The sequence below is a fragment of the Streptococcus sp. HMSC057G03 genome (genome assembly GCF_001808745.1).
Taxonomy (GTDB): Bacteria; Bacillota; Bacilli; order Lactobacillales; family Streptococcaceae; genus Streptococcus; species Streptococcus parasanguinis_Z.
This window is the reverse complement of the sequence record NZ_KV794434.1, coordinates 1-25,969: the sequence shown is the minus strand read 5'-3', so window position 1 is coordinate 25,969 and position 25,969 is coordinate 1. Positions and strand designations below refer to the sequence as shown.

The 25,969-nt window shown below is 41.6% G+C and carries 28 protein-coding genes; 3 read left to right on the top strand and 25 right to left on the bottom strand.

From position 1 onward, the window contains the following. Positions 1-25: 25 nt before the first annotated feature. The 13 genes from HMPREF2686_RS08540 to HMPREF2686_RS08480 form a co-directional block, all read right to left on the bottom strand. Positions 26-1,279, bottom strand: coding sequence for a restriction endonuclease subunit S (locus HMPREF2686_RS08540; protein ID WP_070450292.1), 1,254 nt, complete (start codon positions 1,277-1,279; stop codon positions 26-28). Then, positions 1,272-3,380, bottom strand: a complete 2,109-nt coding sequence (locus tag HMPREF2686_RS08535) for a type I restriction-modification system subunit M (protein ID WP_070450289.1) — start codon at positions 3,378-3,380, stop codon at positions 1,272-1,274. Before HMPREF2686_RS08535 ends, HMPREF2686_RS08540 begins: the two co-directional genes overlap by 8 nt. A 120-nt stretch (positions 3,381-3,500) precedes the next feature. Next, entirely contained in the window at positions 3,501-3,755 is a 255-nt protein-coding gene (locus tag HMPREF2686_RS08530) for a Txe/YoeB family addiction module toxin (RefSeq protein ID WP_070450287.1), read from the bottom strand. Positions 3,756-3,758: 3 nt separating this feature from the next. Further along, positions 3,759-4,013, bottom strand: coding sequence for a type II toxin-antitoxin system Phd/YefM family antitoxin (locus HMPREF2686_RS08525; RefSeq protein ID WP_003014291.1), 255 nt, complete (start codon positions 4,011-4,013; stop codon positions 3,759-3,761). Positions 4,014-4,265: 252 nt separating this feature from the next. Continuing rightward, positions 4,266-5,360: a nucleotidyltransferase gene (locus HMPREF2686_RS08520; protein WP_070450284.1), complete on the bottom strand. Its 1,095-nt coding sequence runs from the start codon at positions 5,358-5,360 to the stop codon at positions 4,266-4,268. Positions 5,361-5,366: 6 nt separating this feature from the next. Continuing rightward, complete coding sequence (locus HMPREF2686_RS08515) at positions 5,367-6,107, bottom strand: class I SAM-dependent DNA methyltransferase (RefSeq protein WP_315940701.1); 741 nt, start codon at positions 6,105-6,107, stop codon at positions 5,367-5,369. Between the two features lie 322 nt (positions 6,108-6,429). Continuing rightward, complete coding sequence (gene rsfS, locus HMPREF2686_RS08510; protein ID WP_003005865.1) at positions 6,430-6,783, bottom strand: ribosome silencing factor; 354 nt, start codon at positions 6,781-6,783, stop codon at positions 6,430-6,432. A gap of 14 nt (positions 6,784-6,797) precedes the next feature. Next, positions 6,798-7,298, bottom strand: a complete 501-nt coding sequence (locus tag HMPREF2686_RS08505) for a cysteine hydrolase family protein (RefSeq protein WP_070450278.1) — start codon at positions 7,296-7,298, stop codon at positions 6,798-6,800. Continuing rightward, the gene (yqeK, locus tag HMPREF2686_RS08500; protein ID WP_070450275.1) at positions 7,299-7,895 is read right to left on the bottom strand and encodes a bis(5'-nucleosyl)-tetraphosphatase (symmetrical) YqeK; all 597 of its coding nucleotides are present in this window, start codon (positions 7,893-7,895) and stop codon (positions 7,299-7,301) included. Beyond that, positions 7,892-8,524 (bottom strand): nicotinate-nucleotide adenylyltransferase, encoded by a 633-nt coding sequence (locus HMPREF2686_RS08495; RefSeq protein WP_070450271.1) that lies wholly within the window; start codon positions 8,522-8,524, stop codon positions 7,892-7,894. Before HMPREF2686_RS08495 ends, yqeK begins: the two co-directional genes overlap by 4 nt. A 21-nt stretch (positions 8,525-8,545) precedes the next feature. Continuing rightward, positions 8,546-8,857, bottom strand: coding sequence for a ribosome assembly RNA-binding protein YhbY (gene yhbY, locus HMPREF2686_RS08490; RefSeq protein WP_003005853.1), 312 nt, complete (start codon positions 8,855-8,857; stop codon positions 8,546-8,548). A 218-nt stretch (positions 8,858-9,075) separates the two neighbouring features. Continuing rightward, on the bottom strand, positions 9,076-10,182 hold the full coding sequence (gene yqeH, locus HMPREF2686_RS08485; RefSeq protein ID WP_049506415.1) for a ribosome biogenesis GTPase YqeH: 1,107 nt from the start codon (positions 10,180-10,182) through the stop codon (positions 9,076-9,078). A gap of 2 nt (positions 10,183-10,184) precedes the next feature. Beyond that, entirely contained in the window at positions 10,185-10,712 is a 528-nt protein-coding gene (locus HMPREF2686_RS08480) for a YqeG family HAD IIIA-type phosphatase (protein WP_118095844.1), read from the bottom strand. 182 nt (positions 10,713-10,894) lie between these two features. Between HMPREF2686_RS08480 and HMPREF2686_RS08475 the strand changes: the two genes are divergently transcribed. Then, the gene (locus HMPREF2686_RS08475) at positions 10,895-11,509 is read left to right on the top strand and encodes a TVP38/TMEM64 family protein (protein WP_023917388.1); all 615 of its coding nucleotides are present in this window, start codon (positions 10,895-10,897) and stop codon (positions 11,507-11,509) included. 68 nt (positions 11,510-11,577) lie between these two features. Here HMPREF2686_RS08475 and HMPREF2686_RS08470 read toward each other — a convergent pair whose 3' ends face one another. The 12 genes from HMPREF2686_RS08470 to rlmD all read right to left on the bottom strand — a co-directional run bounded on the left by HMPREF2686_RS08470 (position 11,578) and on the right by rlmD (position 24,393). After that, a complete protein-coding gene (locus HMPREF2686_RS08470) occupies positions 11,578-13,152 on the bottom strand; it encodes a hypothetical protein (RefSeq protein ID WP_070450269.1) in 1,575 nt (524 codons plus the stop codon). 77 nt (positions 13,153-13,229) lie between these two features. Beyond that, the gene (locus tag HMPREF2686_RS08465) at positions 13,230-14,450 is read right to left on the bottom strand and encodes a DNA cytosine methyltransferase (RefSeq protein ID WP_070450266.1); all 1,221 of its coding nucleotides are present in this window, start codon (positions 14,448-14,450) and stop codon (positions 13,230-13,232) included. A 120-nt stretch (positions 14,451-14,570) separates the two neighbouring features. After that, the gene (locus HMPREF2686_RS08460; protein ID WP_070450263.1) at positions 14,571-16,010 is read right to left on the bottom strand and encodes a deoxyguanosinetriphosphate triphosphohydrolase family protein; all 1,440 of its coding nucleotides are present in this window, start codon (positions 16,008-16,010) and stop codon (positions 14,571-14,573) included. Between the two features lie 18 nt (positions 16,011-16,028). Then, positions 16,029-18,677, bottom strand: coding sequence for a valine--tRNA ligase (locus tag HMPREF2686_RS08455; RefSeq protein ID WP_070450260.1), 2,649 nt, complete (start codon positions 18,675-18,677; stop codon positions 16,029-16,031). A 27-nt stretch (positions 18,678-18,704) separates the two neighbouring features. Continuing rightward, positions 18,705-19,274 (bottom strand): GNAT family N-acetyltransferase, encoded by a 570-nt coding sequence (locus tag HMPREF2686_RS08450; RefSeq protein ID WP_070450257.1) that lies wholly within the window; start codon positions 19,272-19,274, stop codon positions 18,705-18,707. Beyond that, positions 19,261-19,839 (bottom strand): flavin reductase family protein, encoded by a 579-nt coding sequence (locus HMPREF2686_RS08445; RefSeq protein ID WP_070450254.1) that lies wholly within the window; start codon positions 19,837-19,839, stop codon positions 19,261-19,263. Before HMPREF2686_RS08445 ends, HMPREF2686_RS08450 begins: the two co-directional genes overlap by 14 nt. 372 nt (positions 19,840-20,211) lie before the next feature. Further along, the gene (locus HMPREF2686_RS08440) at positions 20,212-20,559 is read right to left on the bottom strand and encodes a helix-hairpin-helix domain-containing protein (protein WP_003011968.1); all 348 of its coding nucleotides are present in this window, start codon (positions 20,557-20,559) and stop codon (positions 20,212-20,214) included. Positions 20,560-20,739: 180 nt separating this feature from the next. Continuing rightward, positions 20,740-20,994, bottom strand: coding sequence for a DUF1912 family protein (locus tag HMPREF2686_RS08435; protein ID WP_013903179.1), 255 nt, complete (start codon positions 20,992-20,994; stop codon positions 20,740-20,742). Positions 20,995-20,996: 2 nt separating this feature from the next. Next, the gene (locus HMPREF2686_RS08430) at positions 20,997-22,343 is read right to left on the bottom strand and encodes a DUF438 domain-containing protein (protein WP_070450252.1); all 1,347 of its coding nucleotides are present in this window, start codon (positions 22,341-22,343) and stop codon (positions 20,997-20,999) included. Beyond that, positions 22,340-22,576 carry a DUF1858 domain-containing protein gene (locus tag HMPREF2686_RS08425; RefSeq protein WP_003014300.1) on the bottom strand — a complete coding sequence of 79 codons (237 nt, stop codon included), beginning with the start codon at positions 22,574-22,576 and terminating at the stop codon, positions 22,340-22,342. Before HMPREF2686_RS08425 ends, HMPREF2686_RS08430 begins: the two co-directional genes overlap by 4 nt. Positions 22,577-22,589: 13 nt before the next feature. Further along, positions 22,590-23,033, bottom strand: a complete 444-nt coding sequence (locus HMPREF2686_RS08420) for a cytidine deaminase family protein (protein ID WP_021152718.1) — start codon at positions 23,031-23,033, stop codon at positions 22,590-22,592. Between the two features lie 7 nt (positions 23,034-23,040). After that, a complete protein-coding gene (gene rlmD / locus HMPREF2686_RS08415) occupies positions 23,041-24,393 on the bottom strand; it encodes a 23S rRNA (uracil(1939)-C(5))-methyltransferase RlmD (protein WP_070450249.1) in 1,353 nt (450 codons plus the stop codon). A gap of 37 nt (positions 24,394-24,430) precedes the next feature. Here rlmD and recX point away from each other — a divergent pair, with 37 nt between their 5' ends. Both recX and HMPREF2686_RS08405 read left to right on the top strand, forming a co-directional pair. Next, entirely contained in the window at positions 24,431-25,213 is a 783-nt protein-coding gene (gene recX, locus HMPREF2686_RS08410; RefSeq protein WP_070450246.1) for a recombination regulator RecX, read from the top strand. A gap of 95 nt (positions 25,214-25,308) precedes the next feature. Further along, a complete protein-coding gene (locus HMPREF2686_RS08405) occupies positions 25,309-25,842 on the top strand; it encodes a nucleoside tri-diphosphate phosphatase (protein ID WP_003005798.1) in 534 nt (177 codons plus the stop codon). The last annotated feature ends 127 nt before the right edge of the window (positions 25,843-25,969 follow it).

Sequence of the window (25,969 nt, the reverse complement as noted above, 5' to 3'; positions counted from 1 at the left end):
TTTCATCCAAATACAAGTTGTACGTCTACACCCTCTTCTTCCCTGTCACATAATCATAAATAAGAGTTTGTCGTTGTTTGTTAATATTATCAATTTGCTGATTCTTGATTTGAATTAACTTGTCAATTTGAACAGTTTTCTTATCTAGAAAATCAGCAATATTTTTTTGTACTAAAAAAGGTACATTTACAAATAGAAGTTCCCCCAACATCTGAATTGTTAATTGTGAAACCGCCGTTTGATTTTTCTCAATTATAGCTGAATTTATCCAATACGTTACAAATCTACAATCCACCTGACTTTTTGGAACACAAACCAATAAGCGAACAACAGGATAAAAATTAATATTTCTATACACTGCTTTTCCAACATCTCCCCTACCAGTCACAGTGACACAATTCTTTTTAAATCGATATTTATTAGTGTACCCCAACACACCTTCATTTTCGAGAGAGTTAGACAGAACGGGATAAGGATGACTTTCTGAGTATTCCTCAACTGTATTTCTTTCATCTATATCCCCTCCAGCATATATATCAAAATAATATTTTAAGCGACTCACTCCCCACCCTTGAGGCACCTGTCCGATCCAGTCGATACCTGAGTCTTTCATAGGGACTGTTTTATCCAGTCCTTTTGTGACGGTTTCATAAATCAAGCTGGCGCGGTAGTCTTTAAGTTTTTGAATTTGCTCCTCCAGCAATGCTTTAGCTTTATCTAACTGGGCGGTTTTCTTGTCTAGAACCTCTACAATTTTTTGCTGCTCCGATACAGGAGGTAAGATAACTTTTATTCTTTCTATAACTCCCATTCCTATATTTTGTTGAGTTCCAAAAGACCAATTAAATTCTACTTGGGATTTAAACAGAGTGGATAACAAATAAAAATAAATGTATTTTTGAATAGCTAATGTTTTATTACATCTAATTAAAGCTAACGGAGACCAAATATCAAAAATCTCATCCGTATTGACTATACCAACATTTCCCGTTGTTGCTCCGGATTTTACGATAAAAATGTCATCTTTTTTAGGTGAAATTTTTTTCTTAAAACGATCATGATCTTTTAATGAAATATATCCACGCTTAAAATTAAAATCTAAAACGCCATCTTTTACAGCTTCTGCAGATAAAAATGGGATTCCTGTTTCATATAATACTGGTGTTTCATGCGGTCCATCAGTAACAGGTGTCTCTACTATATGCTTTATCGGCCTTACTCTCCACTCTTCTGGTATCTGTCCGATCCAGTCGATACCACTCTCTTTCATCTTAGTCATGTTTGAGTTCCTCCAAGAGAGTCTGTAGTTCTGCTTCTAAGTCATAGAACTCTGCCAAGAGCTTCTCGGAACTTTCTGGTGCTTGGTAGTGATAGAAATAGCGGGTAAAAGGAATCTCAGCTCCATAGCCCTTTTCCTCATCAAACCAGTAGTGGGCGTCAGGTACATGTGGGTAGACCTCCCGCGCAAAGTAGTCTTCCACATTCTCTGTCAGCTTGACGATTTCGCTATCCTTGGTTGTCTTGTCGTAGACAATCCCATCAGCAATCTCATTTGGCTTGTCTTTCTTATTGGTTCGGATGACTTCTGCCGTCTTGTCCATTTCACTCATAGCTAGGGCTAGCGCATTGATATTAGCAGGCGTGACCTTGATATCCCCCAATAAGTCCTTAATGACTTGGACAAAGCCTTCAAAGTTTGGATAACTGTCATCTGTAATTCCCTTACCAAGAGCATCCAAGATAGCTTCTTGCTTGGCCTTCCCAGCTTCAAAGTCTTGTAATTTCTTCTCATTTTTGGCTGAGCGTGGTTCCATCTCCAGTAATTCTTGATACTGGTATTCGTCAAATAGTTTAGCTAGGAAAGGAGCACTTTTGGCCTTCTCAATGGTTTCTTCGTTTATCTTGCCACGACGTTGTAGAGGCTGCATGACAGTATATTCTCGGTAAAGAAATTCTTCCTTATCAAAAATCTTCACATGGTCATTTTCTGTAAAATCATCATACCATTGGAGGATCTGGCGGATATTATCTTGAGACAATTCACGACGTTTTTGTCCGAGAGATTTACGCAGAGGAACAAACTCCTCTGTCGCATCGATAAATTGGACTTTGTTTTGACGCTCAGGAGATTTGTTTTTATTGTATATCCAGATATAAATCCCAATCCCTGTATTGTAGAAAAACTGTCCTGGTAGGGCAATAATAGCTTCTAGTAAATCATTCTCAAGAATGTAACGACGGATTTGACTTTCTCCAGATGAAGTACCACCAGAAAAGAGAGGAGAACCATTTGAAATAATAGCTGCTCGTCCGTTTTCTTCTAGTTTAGCTAAACCATGAAGATGGAAAAGCAGTTGGGCATCGCCAGTTCCCGGGGTCGCAACAAAACGTCCTTGTCGACCTTCTGTACTCTCAAAGAGGTTATGGTCTCTTTTAACTGCGTCTTCTACGCCATCATCTGCATCTTTCCCGCCCCAGGATTGACCAAAGGGAGGATTGGCAATGACAAAACTCATCTTCGTATCCGGGAATGGATCTGGATCTTTTAGGGTATCCGCCTTCACAAAATAATCTGAATCTTCTTGACGAATCAACATATCCGCTTGACCAATCCCGAAAGTCTCAGGTAAAACTTCCTGACCAAAAAGACGGACAGTCGCTCCTGTATCTAGTTGACGGATATAACTTTTGGCTGTAGCTAACATACCACCTGTCCCCGCTGCCATATCTAAGATTTTCAACTCTTTTTTATCAACAAATAATTCTTCATTGGCTTCGATTAAGAGCAGATTGACCATTAGAGCAATGACTTCACGAGGTGTATAGTGAGATCCAGCTTCCTCATTTTCAGAAAAACGACGGATAATATCCTCAAACATATAGCCCATCACCATAGAGTCCACAGAACTTGGCGATAGGTCAATCTGAGAGAACTTTTTGATGACAGTAAAAAGACGCCCAGACTTTGCAAGCGTGTGGACCTGTTCTTTAAACTTCAGATTTTCAATAATATCCTTTACACGACAAGAGTAACCATCTAGATAGGCAATAAAATTTTCTTCGATCGCATTGGGATCATTTTGGAGGTTTTCAAGCGTAAAAGGACTGGTATTATAGTATTTATAGCCAGACTTGTTCTCAAGAACTTTCTCTGGTGTATTGGGATTTGACTGATAAAGGGCCACTACTTCGTCTTTCGTTGGTAATAAGGCAGCTTCTAGACGAGTTAAGACAAACATCGGAATGATGACGTCTCGATACTTATCTGCACGATAAGCCCCACGTAATGTGTTGGCAATCGACCAAACTGCATTAACCACATTTGAAATCTGAACATCGTTCGATTGAAATAATGGTAGTTTTTCTTTAAAATTAGACATTTGCTTCCCCTGTTTTTATATTAACATTCGCTTTTATTATACCATAAAAGCCCACTTATAAAGCGGGCTCAAATAATATTTTAAGTAAAACGATTATACAAGATCTTTAAGCACAAAGACTTAATAATGATCTTTAAAAGAGAGGAAAGCAACACCAGACTCATCTATCATATAAATCAGACGATTCTCTGCATCAATCCGTCTTGACCATGCTCCTTGAAAGTCATATTTCAAGGGTTCAGGCTTACCAATCCCAGTAAATGGATCCCTTTGGATCTCTTTGATAAGGCTATTGATTCGCTTCAGTGTTTTTTTGTCCTGACTTTGCCAGTAACAATAATCCTTCCAGGCATCTTCTGTAAACTTGAGTAACATCTGTTACCCCTCAATCTCATGGAGTTGAACCTGACCAGCTCGGACTTCTGCCATGCCCCGCAAGACCTTATCTGACAATTCCTTGTTCTGAGCTAGTCTCAGGGTTTCTTGTAGGCTGTCCCACTCGCTCTTAGAGATGACCACAATATCTTCATCTGGATTCTTATTTACGACCGTCAAAGGCTCAAACTCATCATTCACCTTCTTCATATAATCCTTCAAATGATTGCGGAATGTTGAATAAACGACTGCTTCCATGACCATACCTCATTCTACCTCTTTTCTATTATTATACATGAAAAAGAAAAACTTGTCAGGAACTTGTACAAGTTTTCCCCTCTCCACTTAATTATTCGTAAAAAAGCTTCTAAATTTGGTAAAAAAAAATCTACTGTCTAAAAGGAATTTTTAGACAGTAGATAAACATTGTTTCCGTGCATCATAAACTTCTTACCTTATGTGACAAAAACACCTTTATTTTTGGGGAAAAGGAGATTTCCGTGAGACATTTTATTCTTCCACCCTCACTGGCACCCGACCCCAGATCTGATCTCGCAATTTGGGATGGCCTAGCTGATACACCTGATCCGCTTGTTGGGTCAAAGCATCCCAAGGTTCCTTACCGATTCGAGTCACGATTTCTACTGATTTTTTCAAGCCTTTGAGGTGGGCTTGTCCCTTTGCGGAAAATCCTAAGACATGAATGGCATCAGGAAGAGCTTGATCTATCGCCCCTACCAAGATGTAGGTCAAGATGCGGCGCACGCGCGCCTTGGTATAGCGCTTAGTTGCGACTTTCTCCACCAGGTCTTCCACAGAACTAGCACCTCGAACCGCATCCTTTATCCGATTGGCCAGTTCTTCATTAACCTGAAATATCTGTGTCAGATCTGTATGGGTTAGGATTTGATAACGGAGCAGTTGGTCATAATTCCCCCAAGATACCTGTGGAGCCGACTGAAAGAGTTGGCTATTAGGCATAAATTTAGCGACAAAGTCCTGATCTTCCTTGTGTAGGCGTAGACTAGTCGCAGAAGCATAGGCCGCCTCTTTTTCTTCTGAATGGTAGCCTGCACCTTGCCGTTGGATAGCCTTGAGCGCAATCCCCTTCCCAGCACAGGCCTTGGCATAAGCCAAGCCCAGGATATGATTGGGAGTATCTCCTGTGAACTCCACTCCAGCAAAGGTTTCCCACATTTTTTGGGTCTTTTGTGGATAGGATAAATCTTCTGGAAGACTTCGCAGGAAAGTTTCCATTTCCGCCTCTTTCTCCGCATAAACTGTAGCAATCGCTTGGTAATCTATGACTTCTTCTGTCCCAAAGGTCAATTGGTCGATTCCCAGACGGGACAAGATTTCTACCGCTCCCTTGGCAAAATGATCAGCCGACTGAACAGCCACGAGAAAGGGGAGCTCGACCACCAGATCCGCCCCACTTTCCAAAGCCATCTGCGCGCGAATCCACTTGTCTACAATGGCAGGCTCGCCACGTTGAACAAAATTCCCAGACATAGCGACGATTTTCACCCCTTCTGCCTGTTCCAGCAAGTACTTGTGACCATTGTGAAAGGGATTAAATTCTGCAATAATACCTGTAACTGTCATGCTGTCCTACTTCTGTGCTACAAAAAACCAACGTTTGCTGGTCTTTGTCGGCTCCTTATCTTCAAAGTCTGCGTACAATTTGAAAGATTTAAAGCCAGCCTGCTCCAATAAGATGTCATAGGTTAAAACTTCATAAGTGCGTTCCTCATGGACTTCATCGTGCCGACTAAAGCTGCCATCCTCTTCTTGGACAAAGAAGGTCAGCTCATGGACGATCGAGTGAGGTGCCGCATCCTCATAGGTATCCCAGAGCATGGCAAAGTCTTCTGCATTTTCGTGGTAAGAATAGCCTGGAAAAACCTCATCCGTCTGGTAGGTCGAATGGACATCAAAGATAAAGACCCCGTCCTCATTGAGGGCATTGTAGACTTCTTTGAAGACATCCCCTACTTCTACCTCGTCCTGCATATAACAGATAGAATCGGAATAGCAGGTTACAAAGTCATAAGTGCCTGCTTGTGACAGGTCCAGCATATTGCCCTCGATAAAATCAATTTTCTGCTTGGCTGAAGCAGCTCTTTTTTCAGCAATTTTCAGCATGTCCGCACTCAGGTCTAATCCTGTCACATCAAAACCAGCTTGGGAAAAGCGAACAGACTGAATCCCTGTCCCACAAGCCAATTCCAGTAATTTTTTCTTATTTTTTGTCTTTGGGAGATGGCGGAGGGAAAAATCCGTCCACAAATCATACAGACTGTCATCCATGACCGCATCGTAGACCGCCGCAAACGTTTCATAAGTCGCCATATTCATGATACCAAGTCCGTCCGTAATCCGATAGAAAATTAGGAGCACGACGATGGAGCTAAACTCCAAGGAGTGCTATCTATTTTCCGAGGAGTACAGGACGGGTTCAAATCCTTTCTAAGATACAAAGAGCGTTAAAAGCAAAGAGAAAATAGGAAACTTTCTGCCGTATCCTCAGATACAAAGGAAGTTACTCTTTTTCTCACAGCTTTTAGCTCGTGTTCAATTATCGAACTAACTAAACACGAGGCCCCATCCTTTCTTTCCATAGAATTTCAATTTAACCAACAAAACTCAGTTGCTACCAACTGAGTTTACCTGCTTATGCTAGGGCTGCTGAAAGATCGACAGCACTTGCTTCATGCCATAGCTTTTCTAGGTTATAGTGGGCACGCATTTCTTCTGAGAAGACATGGACCACCACACTACCTAAGTCAAGAAGGACCCAACCTCCAGCTGAATCACCTTCGACGTGGCTGGCATTGCCACCAGCTTCAACGACCTTCTCGCGAATATTTTCAGCGATAGCTTCCAACTGGCGGCTGTTCATAGAACTTGCGATGACAAAGTAGTCTGTCACGCTGGTCAAGCTTTGAACATCCAAAGCCACAATGTCTTCTGCACGCTTTTCATCGGCTGCTTTGACAACTAGTTCAAGTAGTTCTTTTTCTTTCATGTAATCCTCTTTCCTTAAAAAATTGATTTGTAATCTAAGACATCCGCAAAACGTTCTGCCCAAATATTTTCATAAAATTCATTAAGCGTTTCTGCCGGAATATCCTCTCCATCAAAGGTTGTGACAGCTCCTTCTGGAATGACCAGCTTATAACCGTATTCAAACCCCACTTTGACGGATGTATCGACACAATATTCTGTCTGCATACCACACAGGACCAGTTGTTCAATCCCTTGTTGATCCAAGTATTCTTTTAATCCTGTCTCTTTAAATATGCTATTGTATCGCTTCTGAAATACCTTCTCATCTGCCTGCCTCTTCAACAGGGGCGATAATTGCCAATCTTCCGAAGTTAAAGCCTCTGACGTTTCAATATGCTGTATATAGATGATTTCAATCTGCTGTTTTCTAGCCTGATCTTGTAAATAAGCAATCTTCTCTAACAGCTTTTCTGTCTCAAAACCTGTCTCCACGAGGATATTTTGTACATCAATAATGATAAAAGCTGTTTTCACTCACTGCTCCTCTTTCAAATACTTCACAAAGGCGTTATAGGTTTCAAGGGTTTGGGGATAAATGGGCAATCCTTGGTGGGCCAAGTGTTCGACTGTGCGAGCCGTCTCATAGGCCACCGCACGATCCAAGGAGACTTGGGCGATTTCACGAGCTTGCTCTACCCCTGGAAAGGCCCGGTTGTGTTCAATATAATCTGCCACATAGACAATCTTGTCTAAGGTTGACATCTGTCCACTCCCCACGGTGTGAATCTCAATACTGCGAAGAATGGCTGGATCTGTCAGTCCGAGGTCTTCTTGAATCTTGTAAATCCCGACCATCCCATGCCAGACATTGTTACCCCAGTTTTTTAATGCTGGATCCAGCTCATAGCGATCGATCAAGTCCAGAAATTCCTGATCTGATAATTTCTTGGCGTAGTCATGTAACAAACCTGCTAGTCCAGCCTGCTCTTCATCTGCTCCATAGCGTTTGGCCAAGTCACGCGCAGCCTTCTCAACCCCTAAACAGTGGGTTAGCCGCTTTTCTGGCAGGATTTGACGCATTTTTTCAAGCAAGACCTCACGAGAAAAGCCTAGATAGTTTTCATAGGTCATTGATACAATCCTTCTTTCTTGATGTAATCCAAGACTGGTTTTGGCAACATAAAATTCGGCGTCCGGCTTTTGGCCACAAAATCACGCACCATACTAGAGGAGATGTCCATGAGAGGAACATCCACCCAGATCACCGGATAAGAAGTCCCCGCCTTATAGCGTGGTCGCTGGACCCCGACAAATTGCACAATCTCCACCAATTCATCGATGCGGTGCCATTTTGGTAAATAATCCACCATATCTGCACCAATGATGAAGTAATAATCTGTGTCTGGATCCCGTTCATTGAGCAAGAGCATGGTGTCGTAGGTATAGGAAATCCCTTTCCGCTCGAGTTCGATCGTCTCGATCTCCAGACCTTCAATGCCTTCAATGGCTAATTCCAGCATCTTAAGGCGATGGTGCTCTGCAATCGTCCCCTTGGCATCGACATGCGGTGGCTCATACTCAGGCATCAAGAGCACCTTATCTAACCCTAATTGTTGGCGCACTTGATCCGCAACGACCAAATGGGCATTGTGGACCGGATTGAAATTTCCACCCAAAATACCAACTTGTTTGCGTTTCTTGTCTTTGATCTCTGGCTCTAACTCTACCTTGGTAAAGGGAGTCAATAGTTCAATTGCCATAGGTTTGCTCTCCTCGATGTCTTAAATTTCTTTTACCTTCGCTGAAATTTTACGATTTTCTTTTTTGCTCGATTGTTTGAACAAGATGAGAATCCGACCAATCTTTTGGACCGTTTCCACACCGATTTCTTCTTCCAAGATTTCTGCTACTTCATGGATATTCTCATCCGTATTTTGAAGAAGAGTTACCTTGATCAGTTCGCGCGCATCTAGCGCTTGGCGCACACTAGTTTTGATTTGGTCATTGAGCCCATTTTTCCCAATTTGGATAATGGGTTTGAGGCTGTGGGCTTGGCTATTGAGGAAAGCCCGTTGTTTAGATGTTAATGTCATGTTTTTTCATTGTTTCTTTTTTGATACTTTTCTGATGTGGTGGCGGTCGTCAGCGACCTCCTAGCGGAGTTCCATGACTTAAATTTGAGCCTAAAGTCTCAAATTTTCCGCGCCTAAGTAGTAAAATATCTACTTAGGCTTTCACCACAGCGAAAAGTATCCTTTCTAGGCTCGTTGCACTCGCCCAGTCTATAAAGAAACTATTTCCTTTCAAATTTTTAAATAATAGCTTTGCGGGTAACGACGGCGACGCCTTCTGGTGCCCAGACGGCTACTTTGGCTTCGCCATTGACGCGGATCCATCCGAGTCCTGAGATGACCAGGTCTGTCTTGTCCTTGATGGTAAACTCATGGGAAATCAAAGGCGGGAATTCTTCTTTTTCCTTGCTATTAGGAGGAGTTAGTAAGCCACCGACATGCTTGTTATAAAAGGCAGTCGCTCCTTCGAGCTTGGTTCTGTGAAGCTTGAGTTCGTTGTCAAAGAAGGCAGTGAAACCTTGCTTTTCTCCCTTGATAAAGTCAAAACGTCCCAAGCCACCTAAGAAAAGGGTTTGCTCTGGATTAAGCTGATAAGTCTTGGGTTTGATTTCCTTTTTAGGGCTGACATACTTAAGATTTTTTGCTGTCAAGTAATGAGCCATCTGGTGGCGATGGATAATCCCTGGTGTATCATAGATGTAGGATCCATCGTCCAGTGGGATTTCGATCTTGTCCAGTGTCGTCCCTGGGAAGCGAGAGGTCGTGATGATATCCTTGTCTCCAGTGATTTCTTGGATGATTGCATTGATGAGGGTCGATTTCCCAACGTTGGTCACACCCACCACATAGACATCACGTCCCTTGCGGTACTGCTCAATCTTTTCCATCAAGTCCTTGATAGCACTCTTGTTTTGGGCAGAGGTGAGGACCACATCGACAGGACGCATGCCTTCTTCGTGGGCTCGCTCCATCAACCAATGGGTCACCTTGCTATCCTTGACAGACTTAGGCAAGATGTCTTTTTTGTTTCCGACCAAGAGGACATCATTTCCTGCTACAAAGCGTGGTAGGCCAGGGATAACTGACCCATTAAAGTCAAAAATATCCACTACATTGACCACGAGAGCATCACTATCGCCTACCTCGTGTAGCAATTTTAGAAAATCATCATCTGTCAGATGCACATCTGTGATTTCATTATAGTGACGGAGACGGAAACAGCGTTGGCAATAGACTTCGCCTGTTTCCAAGCCCTTTTCAAGAGCTGATTGGGGAGTATAGCCTAGCCCCTCTTTGTTTTCTGTCTGAATGGGCGCTCCACAGCCAATACAGAATAATTCTTCCATTCTTAAATTCCTTTTTTGTATACAATCGGACCATATTTTTCGGCCATTTGCTTCATGACACGGCGTTCACGCGCCCGGTTGATCTGGGTCTTGATCGAGTCATGCTCAACCAAAGGCTTGACCAAAATCGAACGAATGCCTGCACGATGGGCAGCTCGGATATCCGTCATCAGTTGATCCCCGACCATGACCACTTCATTTTTCTCATAGTGGAAACGTTTGAGGGCACGATCAATCCCAAAGGTAAAGGGCTTAAGCGACCAAGCTTCATAGTCAATATCAAATTTCTCAACAGCGCGCTTGACCCGTTTGGGACTATTATTAGACACCACGATAACCCGAATCCCTCCATCACGAAGGTCATGCAACCACTGGCGCATCTCAGGAGTTCCATCCGGATTATTCCAAGCAATCAAGGTATTATCCAAATCCACAAGGACCGCCTTAATACCTTGTTTTTTTAAGTCTGTAACGGTGAGATCATAGGCTGCTTCCACCGCAAAATCTGGTTTGTAATTTTCGATTGACACGTTTTTCTCCATTTTTTATACTCCTTTCATTGTAGCATAAAAAGGCCCATTTTGCACCCGCTTCACGACTAAAACAGCGACAGGCTCCAATCAGGTCGCTTTCACTACTCAAAAAATAGACAAAATCCTTACAAAGTTCCAAAAACATGGTATAGTAGAAGAAAAAGAACTCGGAATTTTTTATGAAACAAACAAGCTTAAAAGAGGTCTCTCCTCTTCTCCAGCGCATCATTAATTGGTCGTCTATCATTGGTGCTCTTGGGACCTTGGCCTTTTGTATCTGGGCCTACTTTTCTGGTATCCTTCAATCCAAAGAAACCTTGTCAGCTTTTATTTTGCAAGCCGGAATCTTTGGACCACCTCTCTTTATCTTTCTTCAGATCCTTCAAACAGTGGTCCCTATTATTCCTGGCGCCCTGACATCTGTCGCTGGTGTCTTTATCTATGGCCACATCATTGGGACCATCTACAATTACATCGGCATCGTGATTGGCTGTGCCATTATTTTCCACCTAGCCAGAATGTACGGGCCTAAGTTCGTCCAATCCATGGTCAGTCAGAAGACATATGACAAGTACATTGGCTGGCTCAATGAAGGCAAGCGGTTCGATCGCTTCTTTATCTTCATGATGATCTGGCCGGTTAGTCCCGCTGACTTCATCTGTATGCTGGCAGGTCTGACGAAGATGACCTTCAAACGCTACATGACCATCATCATCCTCTGCAAACCTATCACCCTCGTCATCTACACTTACGGTCTCACCTATATCATCGATTATTTCTGGAAAATGGTCTAAAGCATAACACCACCTCCTAAAGACTAGGAGGTGGTGTTTTTGTAGTTCTATGAATAGTCTGTTATTCTCTATTTCGCAACCCAACCAATCGCATCTGCAGGAGGATTATCCACATCGATCCAGATGAAGTCAATACCAATTTCACCGTTTTTGAATTTGGAAAGACGGATACCATTGATTTCTAGTTGGGACAGTTTCTTACCCGTTAAGATCTCTCTATCTTTTAGCTGAAAGACCCCACGAAGAATCCAATTGCCAAGAATTTCTTGCTTATCAGTTGATTGAATGGCCTTTCCAGCTTCTTGGTTGATATAGGCCGTAATCACATCACCTGATGATAAAAATCGTAGCTTAAAGGTCCGTTCTTCTTTTGGGAGCACAAGTTTACTTGTACCTGGCTCAAACCTTCCAATATCTTTACCAAAAAAGTCTGGACGCTCCTCATGAAAATGTTTGGAGTCTGGAAGAGGAATATACACTTCACTGACTGGACGATACACCAGCTGTTCAATTTCTTTGATTAGTTTTTCATTCCCCGTCTCGTGTACAAAGCGAATCAAGTCCTCGCGAATAGATTTCATCTGGGCTTTTTCTTCCTTGGTAGACCATTTTTTCAAGAGGATTTCTTCTAAAGAATAGGTCACAAAAGCTAGTTTTTCTGGAGCGAGACTGTCTTTAAATTTGTCCTGAATCTTTAAAATCCGTGGCAAGCGATCCTTCTTAGCCAACTTTGAACCACCATTAAAAGCATTAAAGCCAGAATTTTCTTCTACATTTCCATGCTTATCTGTTATCACCCACGACACCGTCTCAAGAATCTCCGAATCACTTTTTTCTGAGGTCAATAAGTGAAGGTGTTCAAATAGATAAAAGGGATCTTCAACATAATTCACATCCCAAGTATCAACCACAATCTCCTTATTTCTAAAAGTCATATGGAGCTGACTATCTGCGGCCGTATATTTGTAATCATGATGGCCATCTGTAAAACGGAAATTAGTCGGATTGTTCTTGGTTGTTGATCCTAAAATTTTGAGATGGTCCAAATCAACGGGCAAATAAGTCGTCTCTCCTACATGGATCTGAGGTTTGTGACCCTTCGAGGTCGGCATCAAGACATGATAGACGGCTTCTACATGACCAGCATCAGAATGAAATCCTTTTATGAGTGCTTTAGATGATTCAATCCGTTGATTTCGCAAGGTCGCAATCTCACGGGCTAGTTTTTCATAACGGGCATCATTTTCTTTATCAGCTGTTTCCTTGTCCGGTGAAATAGCAGCATGAAACCGAATTTCGCTCAATAACTCATTCCAAGACTGTGAATCTTTCTTGAACTGAGCAATCTTTTGATCCCCTGAGTCCAAACCAAAGGATTTAATCCCAACCAAATATTTATGTTGCTCATCAACGACCAGCGAAGCATCATAAGAGGTGTTGGCAATATCTTCACCAACAGCATGAAAAGCTTTTTGGAAAACAGTCTCTTGGAATTTTGAATTGACTATCGGAGCAACATAGCTTTCTCGATCCTCAGAATCTTCGGCTTCTGCCTTTTGAGAAAAAGCTTCACTCAGACTAGCAAAATTGGTTATGAGCGTCTTATATTTCTCTTTTTGTTCTTGTTTTAAGTGTTCCCACATCTATTCATCCTCACTTCTTATTTAAGTATATCAAAAGAAGACTAGATTTTCACTAGTCCTCTTACTTATATAATTCGTTAAATAATGCTGTAAAACTCCAAATTGCCACGTTTTTTTACCAATCTGAAATAATCTTCATCTGATAAAATAGCAAGACCATCCTCATAGGACGCAATCTTCTTCTCTGCCTCCTCATAAGTGGAGACAAAATCTTTCACATAAGACTGGCCTTCAAACTGTCCATTCATCTTGGTATAGATAATCGCGAATTTTCCTGAACGATCCAATTGTGACAGCCCATTACTCTCATTAAGGGCAAAAGCAATCCGCTCTGCAATGCGTTTAATCACAGGGACGACCACACTATTTCCAGCTTGTTTATAGAGTTGGCCATTGGAAACACCCTCAGGCAATTTAAAAGTCTTTGGATACCCTTGTACATTGAAGGTTTCCTTCGGTGTTAACTTACGAATCTCCCCACTGTCAGTCAAAATAAGAGGGACATTGTGCCCGCCTGTTCCCATATTAGCCGTTAAGGTTGGAACAACGCCATTTTTATTCTCACGAACGTATTGACGACGCCACTGGTAGACCGTATCTTGACTGGTCACGTTGGCCTTAAGGTCAGCGTAGAAATTTTGCTTGCCTTCTCGATAATAGTAGGCTTCATCTGGCTTGGCACCAAAATCAATAACATCAGCCAAAGTCGTTGTCAGCTTGATTTCCTCTGGGAATTCAAACAAATCGTAGGCTTCTTTTGTATCAAAACCAACAATGTAGATCCGTTCACGGTTTTGTGGGATATTTCCATAGTCTTTCCCGTTGAGAACCTTCCACTTGATGAAGTAGTTGTTCTCGGTCAAGGCTTCACGAATAACCTTGAAGGTATTCCCGTGGTCATGACCGACCATGTTCTTGACGTTTTCGATGAAGATAGCGCGAGGTTTACGCCCTTCAATCATACGAAGCAACTCAAAGAAAAGATCGCCACGATCATCATCAAAGCCCTTGCGGTAGCCCGCAATACTAAAAGCTTGACAAGGAAATCCTCCCATAATCACATCCACGCGCTCAGCTGGAATTTCTTCCGGCTGCACCGCATGAATATCACGACTATCCAAATGCGTATTTGGATAATTTAAACGATAAGTCTGACGCGCATACTTATCAAATTCATTGGCATACACCACTCTGAACTCGTTGGTCTGTTCAAATCCCAACTCAATTCCCCCAACACCTGAGAAGAAAGCTGCAATGTTGTACTTCTCAGGTCGGTTCGAACTTACAGAATTTGTCATGTAGTAACCTGCTTTCTAAGGTAGTAATTCTGATACTCAATCATAAAATCACATACAATTTACTAATCAAGAACAATAAATATGTTTATGAAAATAAGTAAACTGAGTTGCTATTTGTATCTATTTTCTTTTCTTTATGTAAGGGAAAAAGGAGTCTTTTAATCCAGAGAATATACTACTATGTTCTTGTTTAGAACCCTTAAATATTTCTCTATCATATTTTACATTAAAGGGGTCTTCGCCAAAATGTTTTATATAGACTTCTACTGCATATGTGTCCATCATTCCAGATATATAGTCTAAAACTTTTCTAGTTTTTTCTTTTTTACTAGTATGATTATCCCATCTATATTCGACTGGCATTAACATTCCATCTTTGTTATACTCCTCATTCATAAATAATTCAAAAAGTTTCGTTAAAACCTTTGTTCCAACTGTTTCATAAAGCATGATATTATCTGAACCAGTGACACAATCAAATATAGTTTTTTTCAGTGCTTCTGCCAAAGATTTATAATTTTTAAACCCGAGTTCCTCCTTGTTCTTTGTTCCAGTTTTTCTTTGAAAGTCTTCCTCTACTGTGATAACATTGATATCTTCGATAAGTTTATTCACTATGGTTGAAATTAATTCTCTTCGAAAATAAAAATCATAGTCCTCAGTTTGACAAATCTCTGAAGTTCTTTTTTTTGCGAATTGTTTTGCGTCTTCAATCCAATTATAGAACTTTTCTTTTACTTCATCTTCAAGAGTATCATTATTCTCTAATCTAAAATAAAATTCATCAATTGTAAAATAATTGCTAGCTAATGCATCTTCTAAATCATGAGCACAGTATGCAATTTCGTCTGCAAGATCAACTATTTGGACATCAATTGTTCTAAACGGTAAGTTAGCATTTTTTAAAACTTTTTCAAACTTATTAGATAATTCATCGTAATCATCTTTATATAAAAATTTTTTCTTATCCTTATCATATGCAACAAAGTACTTGATGATTGCTGCTAAAGTACGATAAGTCAAATTAAGACCATTATATTGAGGAGATTTCTTCTCAATTTTTCTTAGAACACGAATGCCTTGTGCATTTCCCTCGAATCCAACATCCGGAGCAAGCTTATTCAAAACTCTTTCCCCATGATGACCAAAAGGAGGATTCCCAACATCGTGAATCAAGGAACCCGTTTCAACCACTACGCTCATTTTTGAGAAATTTTTCTCTATATTTTTCTCATATTGAATATATTCTTTTGTGTTGGTGTTCGCAGATTTAGTTTTAATTTCTTTCTTAACTTTTACCTTGAGTTCATCAACAATTCCACGAGCTATCTGTGCAACTTCAAAACTATGGGTTAGTCGATTTCTATGAAAAGCTTTACTATTTACTTCGAATAATTGCATCTTCCCTTGTTGACGTCTAAATGAAGTTGAGTAGATAACTCTTGCATAATCTCTTTTAAATTCATCACGATCTCGATTTGAAACTTCAATATGCTCTCGAACTTCTAAATCTGTAACTTTTTCCCAATGATCCTCTAGGAATGTAATTAATTCTGTCATAATATCACCTTTGATTTTCTACACCAACTTCTTCATCTCATCAATACGTGCGACGGTCGCGTCGTATTTGGCTTGGTAGTCGGCTTGTTTGTCGCGTTCTTTTTGGACGACTTCTGGTTTGGCATTGGCTACAAAGCGTTCGTTAGAGAGCTTCTTACCAACCATGTCGAGTTCTTTTTGCCATTTGGCTAATTCTTTTTCAAGACGAGCCAATTCTTCTTCGACATTGAGAAGATCAGCGAGTGGCAAGTAGATTTCTGCACCTGTGATGATGCTTGACATAACCAAATCAGGCACTGCTACATCTGCTGCAATTTCCAGGTGTTCTGGGTTTGTGAAGCGTTTGATGTAGTTGACATTGTCATTGAAGAAGGCATCAAGCTTGCTGTCGCTTGTCTTGATCAAGATAGTGATTGGCTTACTTGGCGCTACGTTCACTTCTGCACGTGAGTTACGAACGGAGCGAATCACATCTTTAAGAGCTTCTACACCAGCTGCTGCTTCTTCATTTTCAAACTCTGGACGAACCACTGGGTATTCCGCAGTCACGATCGTTCCTTCAGAGATTTGGCCGTAGATTTCCTCAGTCACGAATGGCATGATTGGGTGAAGGAGACGCAAGATTTGATCCAAGGTGTAAAGAAGAACTGAACGAGTGATGACTTTTTCGTCCTCATTGTCGCTATAAAGCACTTCTTTAGTCAACTCAACATACCAGTCCGCAAACTCATCCCAGATGAAGTTGTAGAGGATGTGACCAGCCACACCGAATTCAAACTTATCAAAGTTTTCAGTGACTTTTCCGATCGTTTCGTTGAGGTTGTGGAGAATCCAGCGGTCTGTCACGTTACCTGCTTGACCAGCAGCCACTTTAGCTACATTTTCACGCGCCACATCCAGGGTCAAACCTTCATTGTTCATGAGGATGTAGCGAGAGATATTCCAGATCTTGTTAATGAAGTTCCATGACGCATCCATTTTCTCGTAAGAGAAACGCACGTCTTGCCCTGGAGCAGAACCATTTGAAAGGAACCAACGAAGGGCATCGGCACCATATTTCTCAATAACATCCATTGGGTCAATCCCGTTACCGAGAGATTTAGACATCTTGCGTCCTTGCTCGTCACGAATGAGACCGTGGATAAGGACATTTTGGAATGGCTGACGACCAGTGAATTCCAATGATTGGAAGATCATACGAGACACCCAGAAGAAGATGATATCGTAACCTGTTACCAAGGTTGAAGTTGGGAAGTAACGTTTGAAGTCTTCTGAGTCTACATCAGGCCAGCCCATAGTTGAGAATGGCCAAAGGGCTGAACTAAACCAAGTATCCAAGACATCTTCGTCTTGTTTCCATCCGTCACCTTCTGGCGCTTCTTCGCCAACGTACATTTCACCCTCAGCATTGTACCAAGCAGGGATTTGGTGACCCCACCAGAGCTGACGAGAAATTACCCAGTCATGGACATTTTCCATCCATTGAAGGAAGGTATCGTTGAAACGAGGTGGGTAGAATTCTACCTTATCGTCTGTGTCTTGGTTGGCAATGGCATTTTTAGCCAATTGATCCATCTTCACAAACCATTGTGTAGACAAGCGTGGCTCAACCATCACCCCTGTACGCTCTGAGTGACCAACTGAGTGGGTCATCTTCTCAATCTTAACAAGGGCACCAATTTCTTCCAATTTCTTAACAACAGCCTTACGAGCTTCAAAGCGGTCCATACCGTTGAATTCACCAGCCAACTCATTCATGGTACCATCATCGTTCATAACGTTCACTTGCGGAAGATTATGTCGTTGACCAACCAAGAAGTCATTAGGGTCATGAGCAGGTGTGATCTTCACCACACCAGTACCAAACTCAGGGTCTGCGTGTTCGTCCCCAACGATTGGGATTGGCTTGTTCAAGATTGGCAAGATAACATTTTGACCAATCAAATCTTTATAACGGTCATCATTTGGGTTAACCGCTACAGCAGTATCCCCAAACATCGTTTCAGGACGAGTTGTTGCTACTTCAAGGGCACGTGAACCGTCTTCCAACATGTAGTTCATGTGGTAGAAGGCACCTTCGACATCCTTGTGAATCACCTCGATATCAGAAAGGGCTGTACGGGCTTTTGGATCCCAGTTGATGATAAATTCACCACGGTAGATCCAGCCCTTCTTGTAGAGCTCTACAAAGACTTTACGAACCGCTTTTGAAAGACCTTCATCAAGAGTGAAACGCTCACGAGAGTAGTCTACAGAGAGCCCCATCTTGCCCCATTGTTGCTTGATAGTAGTGGCATACTCGTCTTTCCATTCCCAAACCTTATCGAGGAATTTCTCACGACCGAGGTCATAACGAGAGATGCCGTCTTCAGCCAAACGTGCTTCAACCTTGGCTTGAGTAGCAATCCCTGCGTGGTCCATACCTGGAAGCCAAAGTGTATCGAAACCTTGCATCCGTTTTTGACGGATGATGATATCTTGAAGAGTTGTATCCCAAGCATGACCAAGGTGAAGTTTACCAGTTACGTTTGGTGGTGGAATAACGATTGAGTAAGGCTTCGCCTTTTTATCGCCAGAAGGCTTGAAAACATCTTCGTCAAGCCATTTTTGGTAACGACCAGCCTCAACCTCGGCTGGATTGTATTTAGGTGAAAGTTCTTTAGACATGTGTGTGTCCTTTCTAGTTATTTCTTTTTAATGTTGATTTTGAGCTTCCCACTCACTCTTTAGCAAGCCGTATCTCAAATCATCACAGCGATTGCCTTGGGCATCTTTACGGTCTCTTATGCGTGCTTCAAGGGTGAAACCAAGCTTCTCAGCAACTCGTTGACTTTGGACATTGTAGCTAAAGCAAGACAATTCTACCTTATGAAGCCCTAGTTCTTTAAAAGCCAGGTCAATCAAGGTACGCGCTGCTTCGGGTACATAACCCCGGCCCCAATAGTCTGGGTGCAAGGTATAGCCAATCTCCAGCACATCGTCTTCGTGGCGATGGTTGAAGTCAACAGAGCCAATGATTCTATCGGTTCCTTTGACCACAATGCCGTAACCAGCTGGAAGATTTTCTTTTTGATTGCGATCGGGAATGATATGCTCTAGATAATAGATCTCGTCTTCCAAGGTCTTGACGGGTGGAAAGCCTGCTGGGTAAGAGACTTCTGGAAGACTGGCGTAGGCATGGATGTCCTCAGCATCCGCCACTGTTCGGACTCGTAAGACCAGACGCTCCGTTTCGATTCGTTCTGGCAGCTCAGCTCTTGTCATTCTTCTTCCTCGCTTTCTTCATAAAGCTTCCCATGGGGTCGACTCGGTCGTCCAGATAACGATAAACGCGCTGATGGCCGTCCCCCATAAAGTAAGTCGGTGCAAAACGGTCATTTTTAAAATGCCCCTTATCATCTAAGAGCTCTGGATCAGCCAGTCGCTCAAGAATCTTTGCAAAGATATGGCAAATGCCATCTTCCTCGATAATCCGATCTACCTGGCAATCCAATACGACTGGACAGGCCTCCAAAATCGGAGCCTGGGTCAGTTCAGAAATCTCATAGTCCAACCCTAAGTGATCCAACTTCTCCCGATGGCTGATAAAGCCAGCCTGCTCCATCTCCAGCATAAAGTTTTCATCAGGGATGTTCACAGTGAACTGTTGATAATGCTTAATCTGGTCTGCCGCATTTTCCTCAGCACCAACCCCTATGACGAGCCAATCTCCCAGACTATAAGAGGAACTGCAGGTTGTGATATTGTGCTCAAAGTTCTGGTCCTGATACCCCAAGATGAAGATCGGAAAACCATAGTAGAGTTTACTGGTGTTAAAAGATTGTTTCATGACAAGCTCCTTTGGCTAGGGGTGTAAAAGAAAAATAGTCCCTGTCATTAATCTGACAGGGACGAATGTGTTGATCCGCGGTACCACCCAAATTCGGGCAAAGCCCGCATCTTTAATCTTCTTGTTTCACTTTTATGACGTCGTTAGCTCGTCTTGGCGTACTTCAGTACAGCCTGCAACTCGCCGCCTAGTCCTAAAAGGAAACAAAAAGATTTATATTTCATTTTTTAATTTCATCCATTAGCAACCAGTTTTGACACATTTGTGGACTTCTCAGCACCGCCACTTTCTGTAAAATGTGGGATTCAAAACACCTCTAATAGGTTCATTTTAGCAAGTTTTCCTTGAAATAGCAAGAAATCACAAAAGCAATTATTTAAATTTAACGCCTAGTTCTTTCAATTTCTTGATCGTAGCTGGACCGATTCCTTTAAGGGCCAACAACTCTTTTTCTGTCCAGTTTGCGAAGTCCGCAACAGAGCGAATACCTTCATCATAGAATGTTTGCGCACGATCAAGTGCCACACCTTCCAAACTTGCAGCAAATTCTTCCACTGAAGAAGCCGCTTGTTTCACTTCTTTCGCCACTGCTTTTGTAGCTTTCTCAACCTTTTTAGGTGCTTCTTTCACAGCTGCAGTTACAGTTGCGACAGCTTTTTTCAAAAGATGTCTATTTTGATGTTTGTATTGTTTCGCACGGTTTACGTTCTTCTTTGCCATTTTTCCTCCTAAATTCAGTGATCAATTCCTAAGGCAACAAGGTTTCATCACCATAATTCCATTCAATAATCCGTTGATGTCATTTCAACTTTTTTATTGTATCACAATCCCTTAAAAAATCAAGTCATTGCTCAATTTTCAGGTAAATCTAGCCAGTAAAACGCCTTCAATAAGGCCATTTTAATATTTTCTTTCACCAAAGAGGCCATCTGGTAAATCATGAAATCCTTTTCCAGCATGGAAATTTTCAAACTTCCCTTGCAAAAACTGATAAGCATCTAAACGGCTTTCATAGCGAATCATGGCAATTTTAGCTCGCTCATCCTGGTCTTCATCAAAAACCTTCTTACTCTCTTCGAGAGCCATTTCATTGATCATGACCTGGGTCTTGATCCACTCCTCAAACTCCTTCATAAACTCTGTTTCGTAACTCATCTTTACTCCATTCCTCTATAAAAATCCGTATCGATCTCTCGATAAAGTTGAATGTCCTGAACATATTCCAAGACACCTTGGAAGTCTCCAGCTTCATCACGCACGGCTGCATAGGTGACATGGACAAATTTCCCACGCAATTCTGATTTGAACCACATTTCATACTTGTCTTTTTTCCCTTCACGAAGCCCCTGCATGATGGCTTTGACCTTCTCCAAATATTTCGGTGGGTGACACAGCTCCACATTGCGTCCTACCTGCGATGGCGTCCTCTTAAAAATCATTTCCTCAAAAGGCGCAGCATCATTGTAATATTGGAAAATATCATCCTTATTGACAAAGGTGATCTCCATTGGTAACTGGTTCAAGATTAAATTCGCTTGCTCCACCGATAAAAATCCATGACCAAAAGCTTGTGGCTGCTTGCGATCGAAGCTCTCTTCTTTTTTATTAGGCGTGAAGGTAATGGTCAATTGTCCCTCAGGAGTCTCAATGACCTGACGGTGCTCTTCTCCATTTGAAGAAGGAAGCGGTTCAGTTGAACCTTCTGACTCTTCAGACGCTTCCTCCTTGAAGTCCAGGCGTTTCGGCACCCATTTCTCACTTGGGAGAATAATGGCATAACCATAAGCATCACTTTCTTCTGCAATGGAGAGCCAGTCATCCTGGGTAAAGGCCTCCAGCAAAATCATCAAGAGGATCGACTCTTCCTTGAAGATCATGCCCTCAAATTCTTGCGCAAAGGCTTCAAAGAGCTCTTTGACTTGTAAGATACTAGAATCCGGTAATTTCTTGGCCACATCCAAAACTTTCGCAAAGAGTTCCCGAATCTGGTCATCTACTCCCCACATCACTTTTGGTGGGGAATCATGCCCATATTTTTCCATAATCGGAAACATCAACTCTTCCTTACGACGGTAATGCCGGTCAAATTGACCCACCAAACCCAGCTGACGTAACAAGCCCTTATGAATCTCCTGAATCATCTCAGGATCCTCAGTCGTCTCATAATTGTCTAACAAGCGGCGGACCCGCATCATAGCTGCACGAAGGGCTAAGTTCTCCTGTTTAAAGATTTGAACAGGATGACCAGGGTGGTCGGCATCTGCTACTTCGACCCCTTGAACCGCATTCTTAAAGAGATTGGCATGGACATCACAAAGCTCCATAACATCTTCAAAAGTAACCCCTGCATCTGAATTCATCAGTTCATGCTCCATAAGAGAGATCTCAATCGCAGACACCCCTGCAAAAGTCGCATCAAACCGTTCCTGAACCGATTCAGGGGAAGCTCCATGATGAAGCTCTAATAAGATATCTCTTAAGACGTGAATTCGTTCATCACTCATTGGTCTAGCCCCACTACTTCATAGCCATTAGCCTCTAGTGTTCGCACAATCTTCTCCATAGGAGTGCCTTCTAATTTTGATCCCTGTTTCAAGGAAACCTTGCGCCCAACTGTATTGCGCATGATCGGATTGGCTAAGGGTTTAAAGCCCAACTCCACCAACAAATCCAATACTTCCGGATGTTGATCAATGACTTGAGCAACTGGAATCGATACATCAATAACATTGTCCATTTATTTATTTCCTCTACTCATTCCCTTTATTCTCTCTCTGACGAGCCCGTTCTTCGCCCCACCAAAGAGGCATCAGCTCTCCTAAAGTAATGGTCTTACGACTTTCATAATCCACCATAAACTCTAGATGACGATTCTCTGCATCTAGCTCAAGGAGAAATTCACGACAGGCCCCACAAGGCATCCCTGAGCCTTCTCCATAAGGAGGCTTGTCTCGAAAAGCAATAATGCGCTTGACCTTGGTTTGTCCTGATTGTTGATACATGTTGAAGAGAGCTGCTCGTTCGGCACATAAATGAAAGACGCCACAGGTTCCTTCCATACAAAAGCCCGTAAAAATCTGACCATCTGCAGCCTCAACAGCAGCAACCACATGTCGAGCATAGACAAAATCTGAAACCTCTTGAGGCGCATAGAGAGCTTTCGCCTCAAGATAAAGTTTTTCCCAAATATCCATTCTTCTTTCACTTCTTCACTAATTTCACAACTGCTTCTGTCCGTGCAGTATGGGGGAACATGTCCACTGATTGAATGTATTCAACCTGATAAACCTTTGTCAAAGCCACTAGATCCCGTGCCAAAGTAGAGACATTACAAGAGACATAGACCATCTTTTCAGGTGCATAGTGCAACAAGGTCTCGATTAATTTTGTACCCAAGCCCGTACGAGGTGGATCCACGATCACAGCATTAGCCCGATAGCCTTCTTGGTACCAGCGAGGAATGATCTCTTCTGCTGTACCAGCCTCATAGTGGGTATTCTCAAATCCCATCCGTTTAGCATTGTATTTGGCATCTTCAATCGCTTCAGGAATAATATCCATCCCCCGAACACTTTTCACTCTATTAGCAAAAGCAAACCCAATCGTTCCAACCCCACAGTAGGCATCAATCAGGTTATCCTCTGGAGAAACATCTAGAGCCTTGACAGCCTCACTATACAATACTTCAGTTTGTTCCGGATTCAACTGGTAAAAGGCTCGAGGAGACAGGGAGAATTCATAATCCAAAACACCTTCCAAAATGGCATCTTCTCCCCAAATAATCTGCGTTTGTTCCCCATAAATTTCACTGGATCGAGACGTATTTTTGTTAACAGCAACTGTGACAATCTCTGGGTGTTTCGTGACCAAGTCTTGCACCAAATTGTTTACATTAATCTGACGACTAGTAACCACAATGATCTGAACCTGCCCAGACTTCCGAGCCCGTCGAACCATCATGGTTCTGACACCCAGTTCTTTACGCTCATCAGCAATCGGAATCTGATAATAGGTCAATAAATCCGTTAGATCGTTGGCGATAGCTTGAATATCCGGGTCTTGAACCAAACAATCCTTTAATTCCACCAAATAATGTGAATTTTGGGCATAGAGGCCCGCCTTCACCTGGCCCTTGAATTTCCTAGTTTGAAATTGCAATTTTGCCCGATAGTAAAGCGGCTCCTGCATTCCAATTGTCGGCCGAATATCATACTGTTCAAATCCTTCAGGTGAGAACTTCTTCAAGGCCTGTTGTAATAAATCTGTCTTAAACTCCAGCTGCTTATCATACTTCAAATGCATGATTTGACAGCCACCACAGGTCTCATAGATATCACACATGGGCGTCACACGAAACTTAGACGCCTTGTTCACAGATAGGAGTTTGGCTTCCGCAAAATTTTTCTTAACACTTGTAATTTGACAGAAGATATCTTCTCCCTTCAAAGCGCCTGGCACAAAGACAAGTGTTTTTTTATAAAAGCCAATCCCTTCTCCGTTAATTCCCATTCGTTTAATTTTCAAAGGAATTTTTTGTTTTACTTTAACGTTCATATCCCTATCTTAACACATTTTTCGGTATAATAAAAACATGAAAATTACAAAACTAGAAAAGAAAAAAAGACTCTACCTCCTGGAATTAGACAATGATCAAAAACTTTATATTACAGAAGACACCATCGTCAAATATTTTCTTTCTAAAGATAAAGAAATCAGTGAAGAGGAACTAAAAGAAATCCAAGAGTTTGCTCAATACTCCTATGGTAAAAACCTGGCCCTTTACCATCTTTCTTTTAAAGCTCGAACAACAAAAGAAGTCCGAGACTACCTGACAAAATATGAGATTGATAGTGGCATTATTGATAAAGTGGTCCAACAGCTAAAAGAAGACAAGTGGTTAGATGATCGTCAATATGCAAGAAACCTGATAGAGGCCAACCTTCTCAGTGGCGATAAGGGCCCTCTCTTATTACAACAAAAAATTCAACAAAAAGGGATCCCAAAATCTATCCTTCAAGAAATTCTTGCAGTCTATGATTTTTCAGAAGTGATCGACCGTACCGCAATAAAACTCCTAAAAAAATACCAAGGAAAATATCCGTTAAAAGCCATTGAAACGAAAATCATCCAGGCACTCATTTCAAAAGGTTTTGCTTACAATCAAGCAAAGATAGCATTCCAAAATCTCGAGCTCGAAACAGATGAAGAAACAACCAATGAGCTCATTCTAAAAGAGTTAGAAAAACAATACCGTAAATACAGTAAAAAATATGAAGGCTATGAACTCAAACAACGCTTGACTCAGGCACTAGCCAGAAAAGGCTACGATTATAGTGATATAACGTCAGCCATTAGAGAATACTTAGATTCATAAACCAAATTGAAAATTAAATAGAAAAATAAGAAAAAATTTGAAAAAATATGATACAATATAGAGGATATACTTAGATTGTAGAAAGTTGGTAAGTTATGAAACTACCTAAAGAAGGCGACTTTATTACAATTCAAAGTTATAAACATGATGGCAGTTTACACCGTACATGGCGTGACACCATGGTATTAAAGATAACCGAAAATGCAATTATTGGAGTAAATGATCATACACTTGTGACTGAAAGTGATGGTAGACGTTGGATCACACGTGAACCAGCGATCGTTTATTTCCATAAAAAATATTGGTTTAACATCATCGCCATGATCCGTGACAATGGTGTGTCTTACTACTGTAACCTAGCAAGTCCTTTTCACATTGACCAAGAAGCCTTAAAATATATCGACTATGATCTCGATGTCAAGGTCTTTACCAATGGTGAAAAAAAATTGTTAGATGTTGAAGAATACGAGCAGCATAAAGAAAAAATGCACTATTCAGATGACATCGACTTTATTTTAAAGGAAAATGTTAAGGTTCTAGTAGATTGGATAAACCAAAACAAAGGTCCTTTTTCTGAGGAATATATCAAAATTTGGTATAACCGTTATGTTGAACTGCGAAATAAATAAAGTTGAAAAGAGCGAAAGCTCTTTTTTCTTATAAATTAATAAAAAAATAACTACAAAAAAAGTCTAATGTCAACCATTAGACTTTTTCGATACACTATCGGGAAGACAGGATTCGAACCTGCGACAC

What these genes read in the sequence shown, in the direction of transcription:
- HMPREF2686_RS08455 (WP_070450260.1), bottom strand. Translation starts at nt 18,677, where the DNA reads ATGTCTAAAGAACTTTCACCTAAATACAATCCAGCCGAGGTTGAGGCT.
- yqeK (WP_070450275.1), bottom strand. Translation starts at nt 7,895, where the DNA reads ATGACCTATGAAAACTATCTAGGCTTTTCTCGTGAGGTCTTGCTTGAA.
- HMPREF2686_RS08525 (WP_003014291.1), bottom strand. Translation starts at nt 4,013, where the DNA reads ATGGAAGCAGTCGTTTATTCAACATTCCGCAATCATTTGAAGGATTAT.
- HMPREF2686_RS08475 (WP_023917388.1), top strand. Translation starts at nt 10,895, where the DNA reads ATGAAACAAACAAGCTTAAAAGAGGTCTCTCCTCTTCTCCAGCGCATC.
- HMPREF2686_RS08540 (WP_070450292.1), bottom strand. Translation starts at nt 1,279, where the DNA reads ATGACTAAGATGAAAGAGAGTGGTATCGACTGGATCGGACAGATACCA.
- HMPREF2686_RS08450 (WP_070450257.1), bottom strand. Translation starts at nt 19,274, where the DNA reads ATGACAAGAGCTGAGCTGCCAGAACGAATCGAAACGGAGCGTCTGGTC.
- yhbY (WP_003005853.1), bottom strand. Translation starts at nt 8,857, where the DNA reads ATGACATTAACATCTAAACAACGGGCTTTCCTCAATAGCCAAGCCCAC.
- HMPREF2686_RS08495 (WP_070450271.1), bottom strand. Translation starts at nt 8,524, where the DNA reads ATGGCAATTGAACTATTGACTCCCTTTACCAAGGTAGAGTTAGAGCCA.
- HMPREF2686_RS08520 (WP_070450284.1), bottom strand. Translation starts at nt 5,360, where the DNA reads ATGACAGTTACAGGTATTATTGCAGAATTTAATCCCTTTCACAATGGT.
- HMPREF2686_RS08420 (WP_021152718.1), bottom strand. Translation starts at nt 23,033, where the DNA reads ATGGATATTTGGGAAAAACTTTATCTTGAGGCGAAAGCTCTCTATGCG.
- HMPREF2686_RS08460 (WP_070450263.1), bottom strand. Translation starts at nt 16,010, where the DNA reads ATGACAGAATTAATTACATTCCTAGAGGATCATTGGGAAAAAGTTACA.
- rlmD (WP_070450249.1), bottom strand. Translation starts at nt 24,393, where the DNA reads ATGAACGTTAAAGTAAAACAAAAAATTCCTTTGAAAATTAAACGAATG.
- HMPREF2686_RS08530 (WP_070450287.1), bottom strand. Translation starts at nt 3,755, where the DNA reads ATGTTACTCAAGTTTACAGAAGATGCCTGGAAGGATTATTGTTACTGG.
- HMPREF2686_RS08440 (WP_003011968.1), bottom strand. Translation starts at nt 20,559, where the DNA reads ATGGCAAAGAAGAACGTAAACCGTGCGAAACAATACAAACATCAAAAT.
- HMPREF2686_RS08405 (WP_003005798.1), top strand. Translation starts at nt 25,309, where the DNA reads ATGAAACTACCTAAAGAAGGCGACTTTATTACAATTCAAAGTTATAAA.
- HMPREF2686_RS08535 (WP_070450289.1), bottom strand. Translation starts at nt 3,380, where the DNA reads ATGTCTAATTTTAAAGAAAAACTACCATTATTTCAATCGAACGATGTT.
- recX (WP_070450246.1), top strand. Translation starts at nt 24,431, where the DNA reads ATGAAAATTACAAAACTAGAAAAGAAAAAAAGACTCTACCTCCTGGAA.
- HMPREF2686_RS08435 (WP_013903179.1), bottom strand. Translation starts at nt 20,994, where the DNA reads ATGAGTTACGAAACAGAGTTTATGAAGGAGTTTGAGGAGTGGATCAAG.
- rsfS (WP_003005865.1), bottom strand. Translation starts at nt 6,783, where the DNA reads ATGAAAGAAAAAGAACTACTTGAACTAGTTGTCAAAGCAGCCGATGAA.
- HMPREF2686_RS08470 (WP_070450269.1), bottom strand. Translation starts at nt 13,152, where the DNA reads ATGTGGGAACACTTAAAACAAGAACAAAAAGAGAAATATAAGACGCTC.
- HMPREF2686_RS08425 (WP_003014300.1), bottom strand. Translation starts at nt 22,576, where the DNA reads ATGGACAATGTTATTGATGTATCGATTCCAGTTGCTCAAGTCATTGAT.
- HMPREF2686_RS08430 (WP_070450252.1), bottom strand. Translation starts at nt 22,343, where the DNA reads ATGAGTGATGAACGAATTCACGTCTTAAGAGATATCTTATTAGAGCTT.
- HMPREF2686_RS08465 (WP_070450266.1), bottom strand. Translation starts at nt 14,450, where the DNA reads ATGACAAATTCTGTAAGTTCGAACCGACCTGAGAAGTACAACATTGCA.
- HMPREF2686_RS08445 (WP_070450254.1), bottom strand. Translation starts at nt 19,839, where the DNA reads ATGAAACAATCTTTTAACACCAGTAAACTCTACTATGGTTTTCCGATC.
- HMPREF2686_RS08515 (WP_315940701.1), bottom strand. Translation starts at nt 6,107, where the DNA reads ATGGCGACTTATGAAACGTTTGCGGCGGTCTACGATGCGGTCATGGAT.
- yqeH (WP_049506415.1), bottom strand. Translation starts at nt 10,182, where the DNA reads ATGGAAGAATTATTCTGTATTGGCTGTGGAGCGCCCATTCAGACAGAA.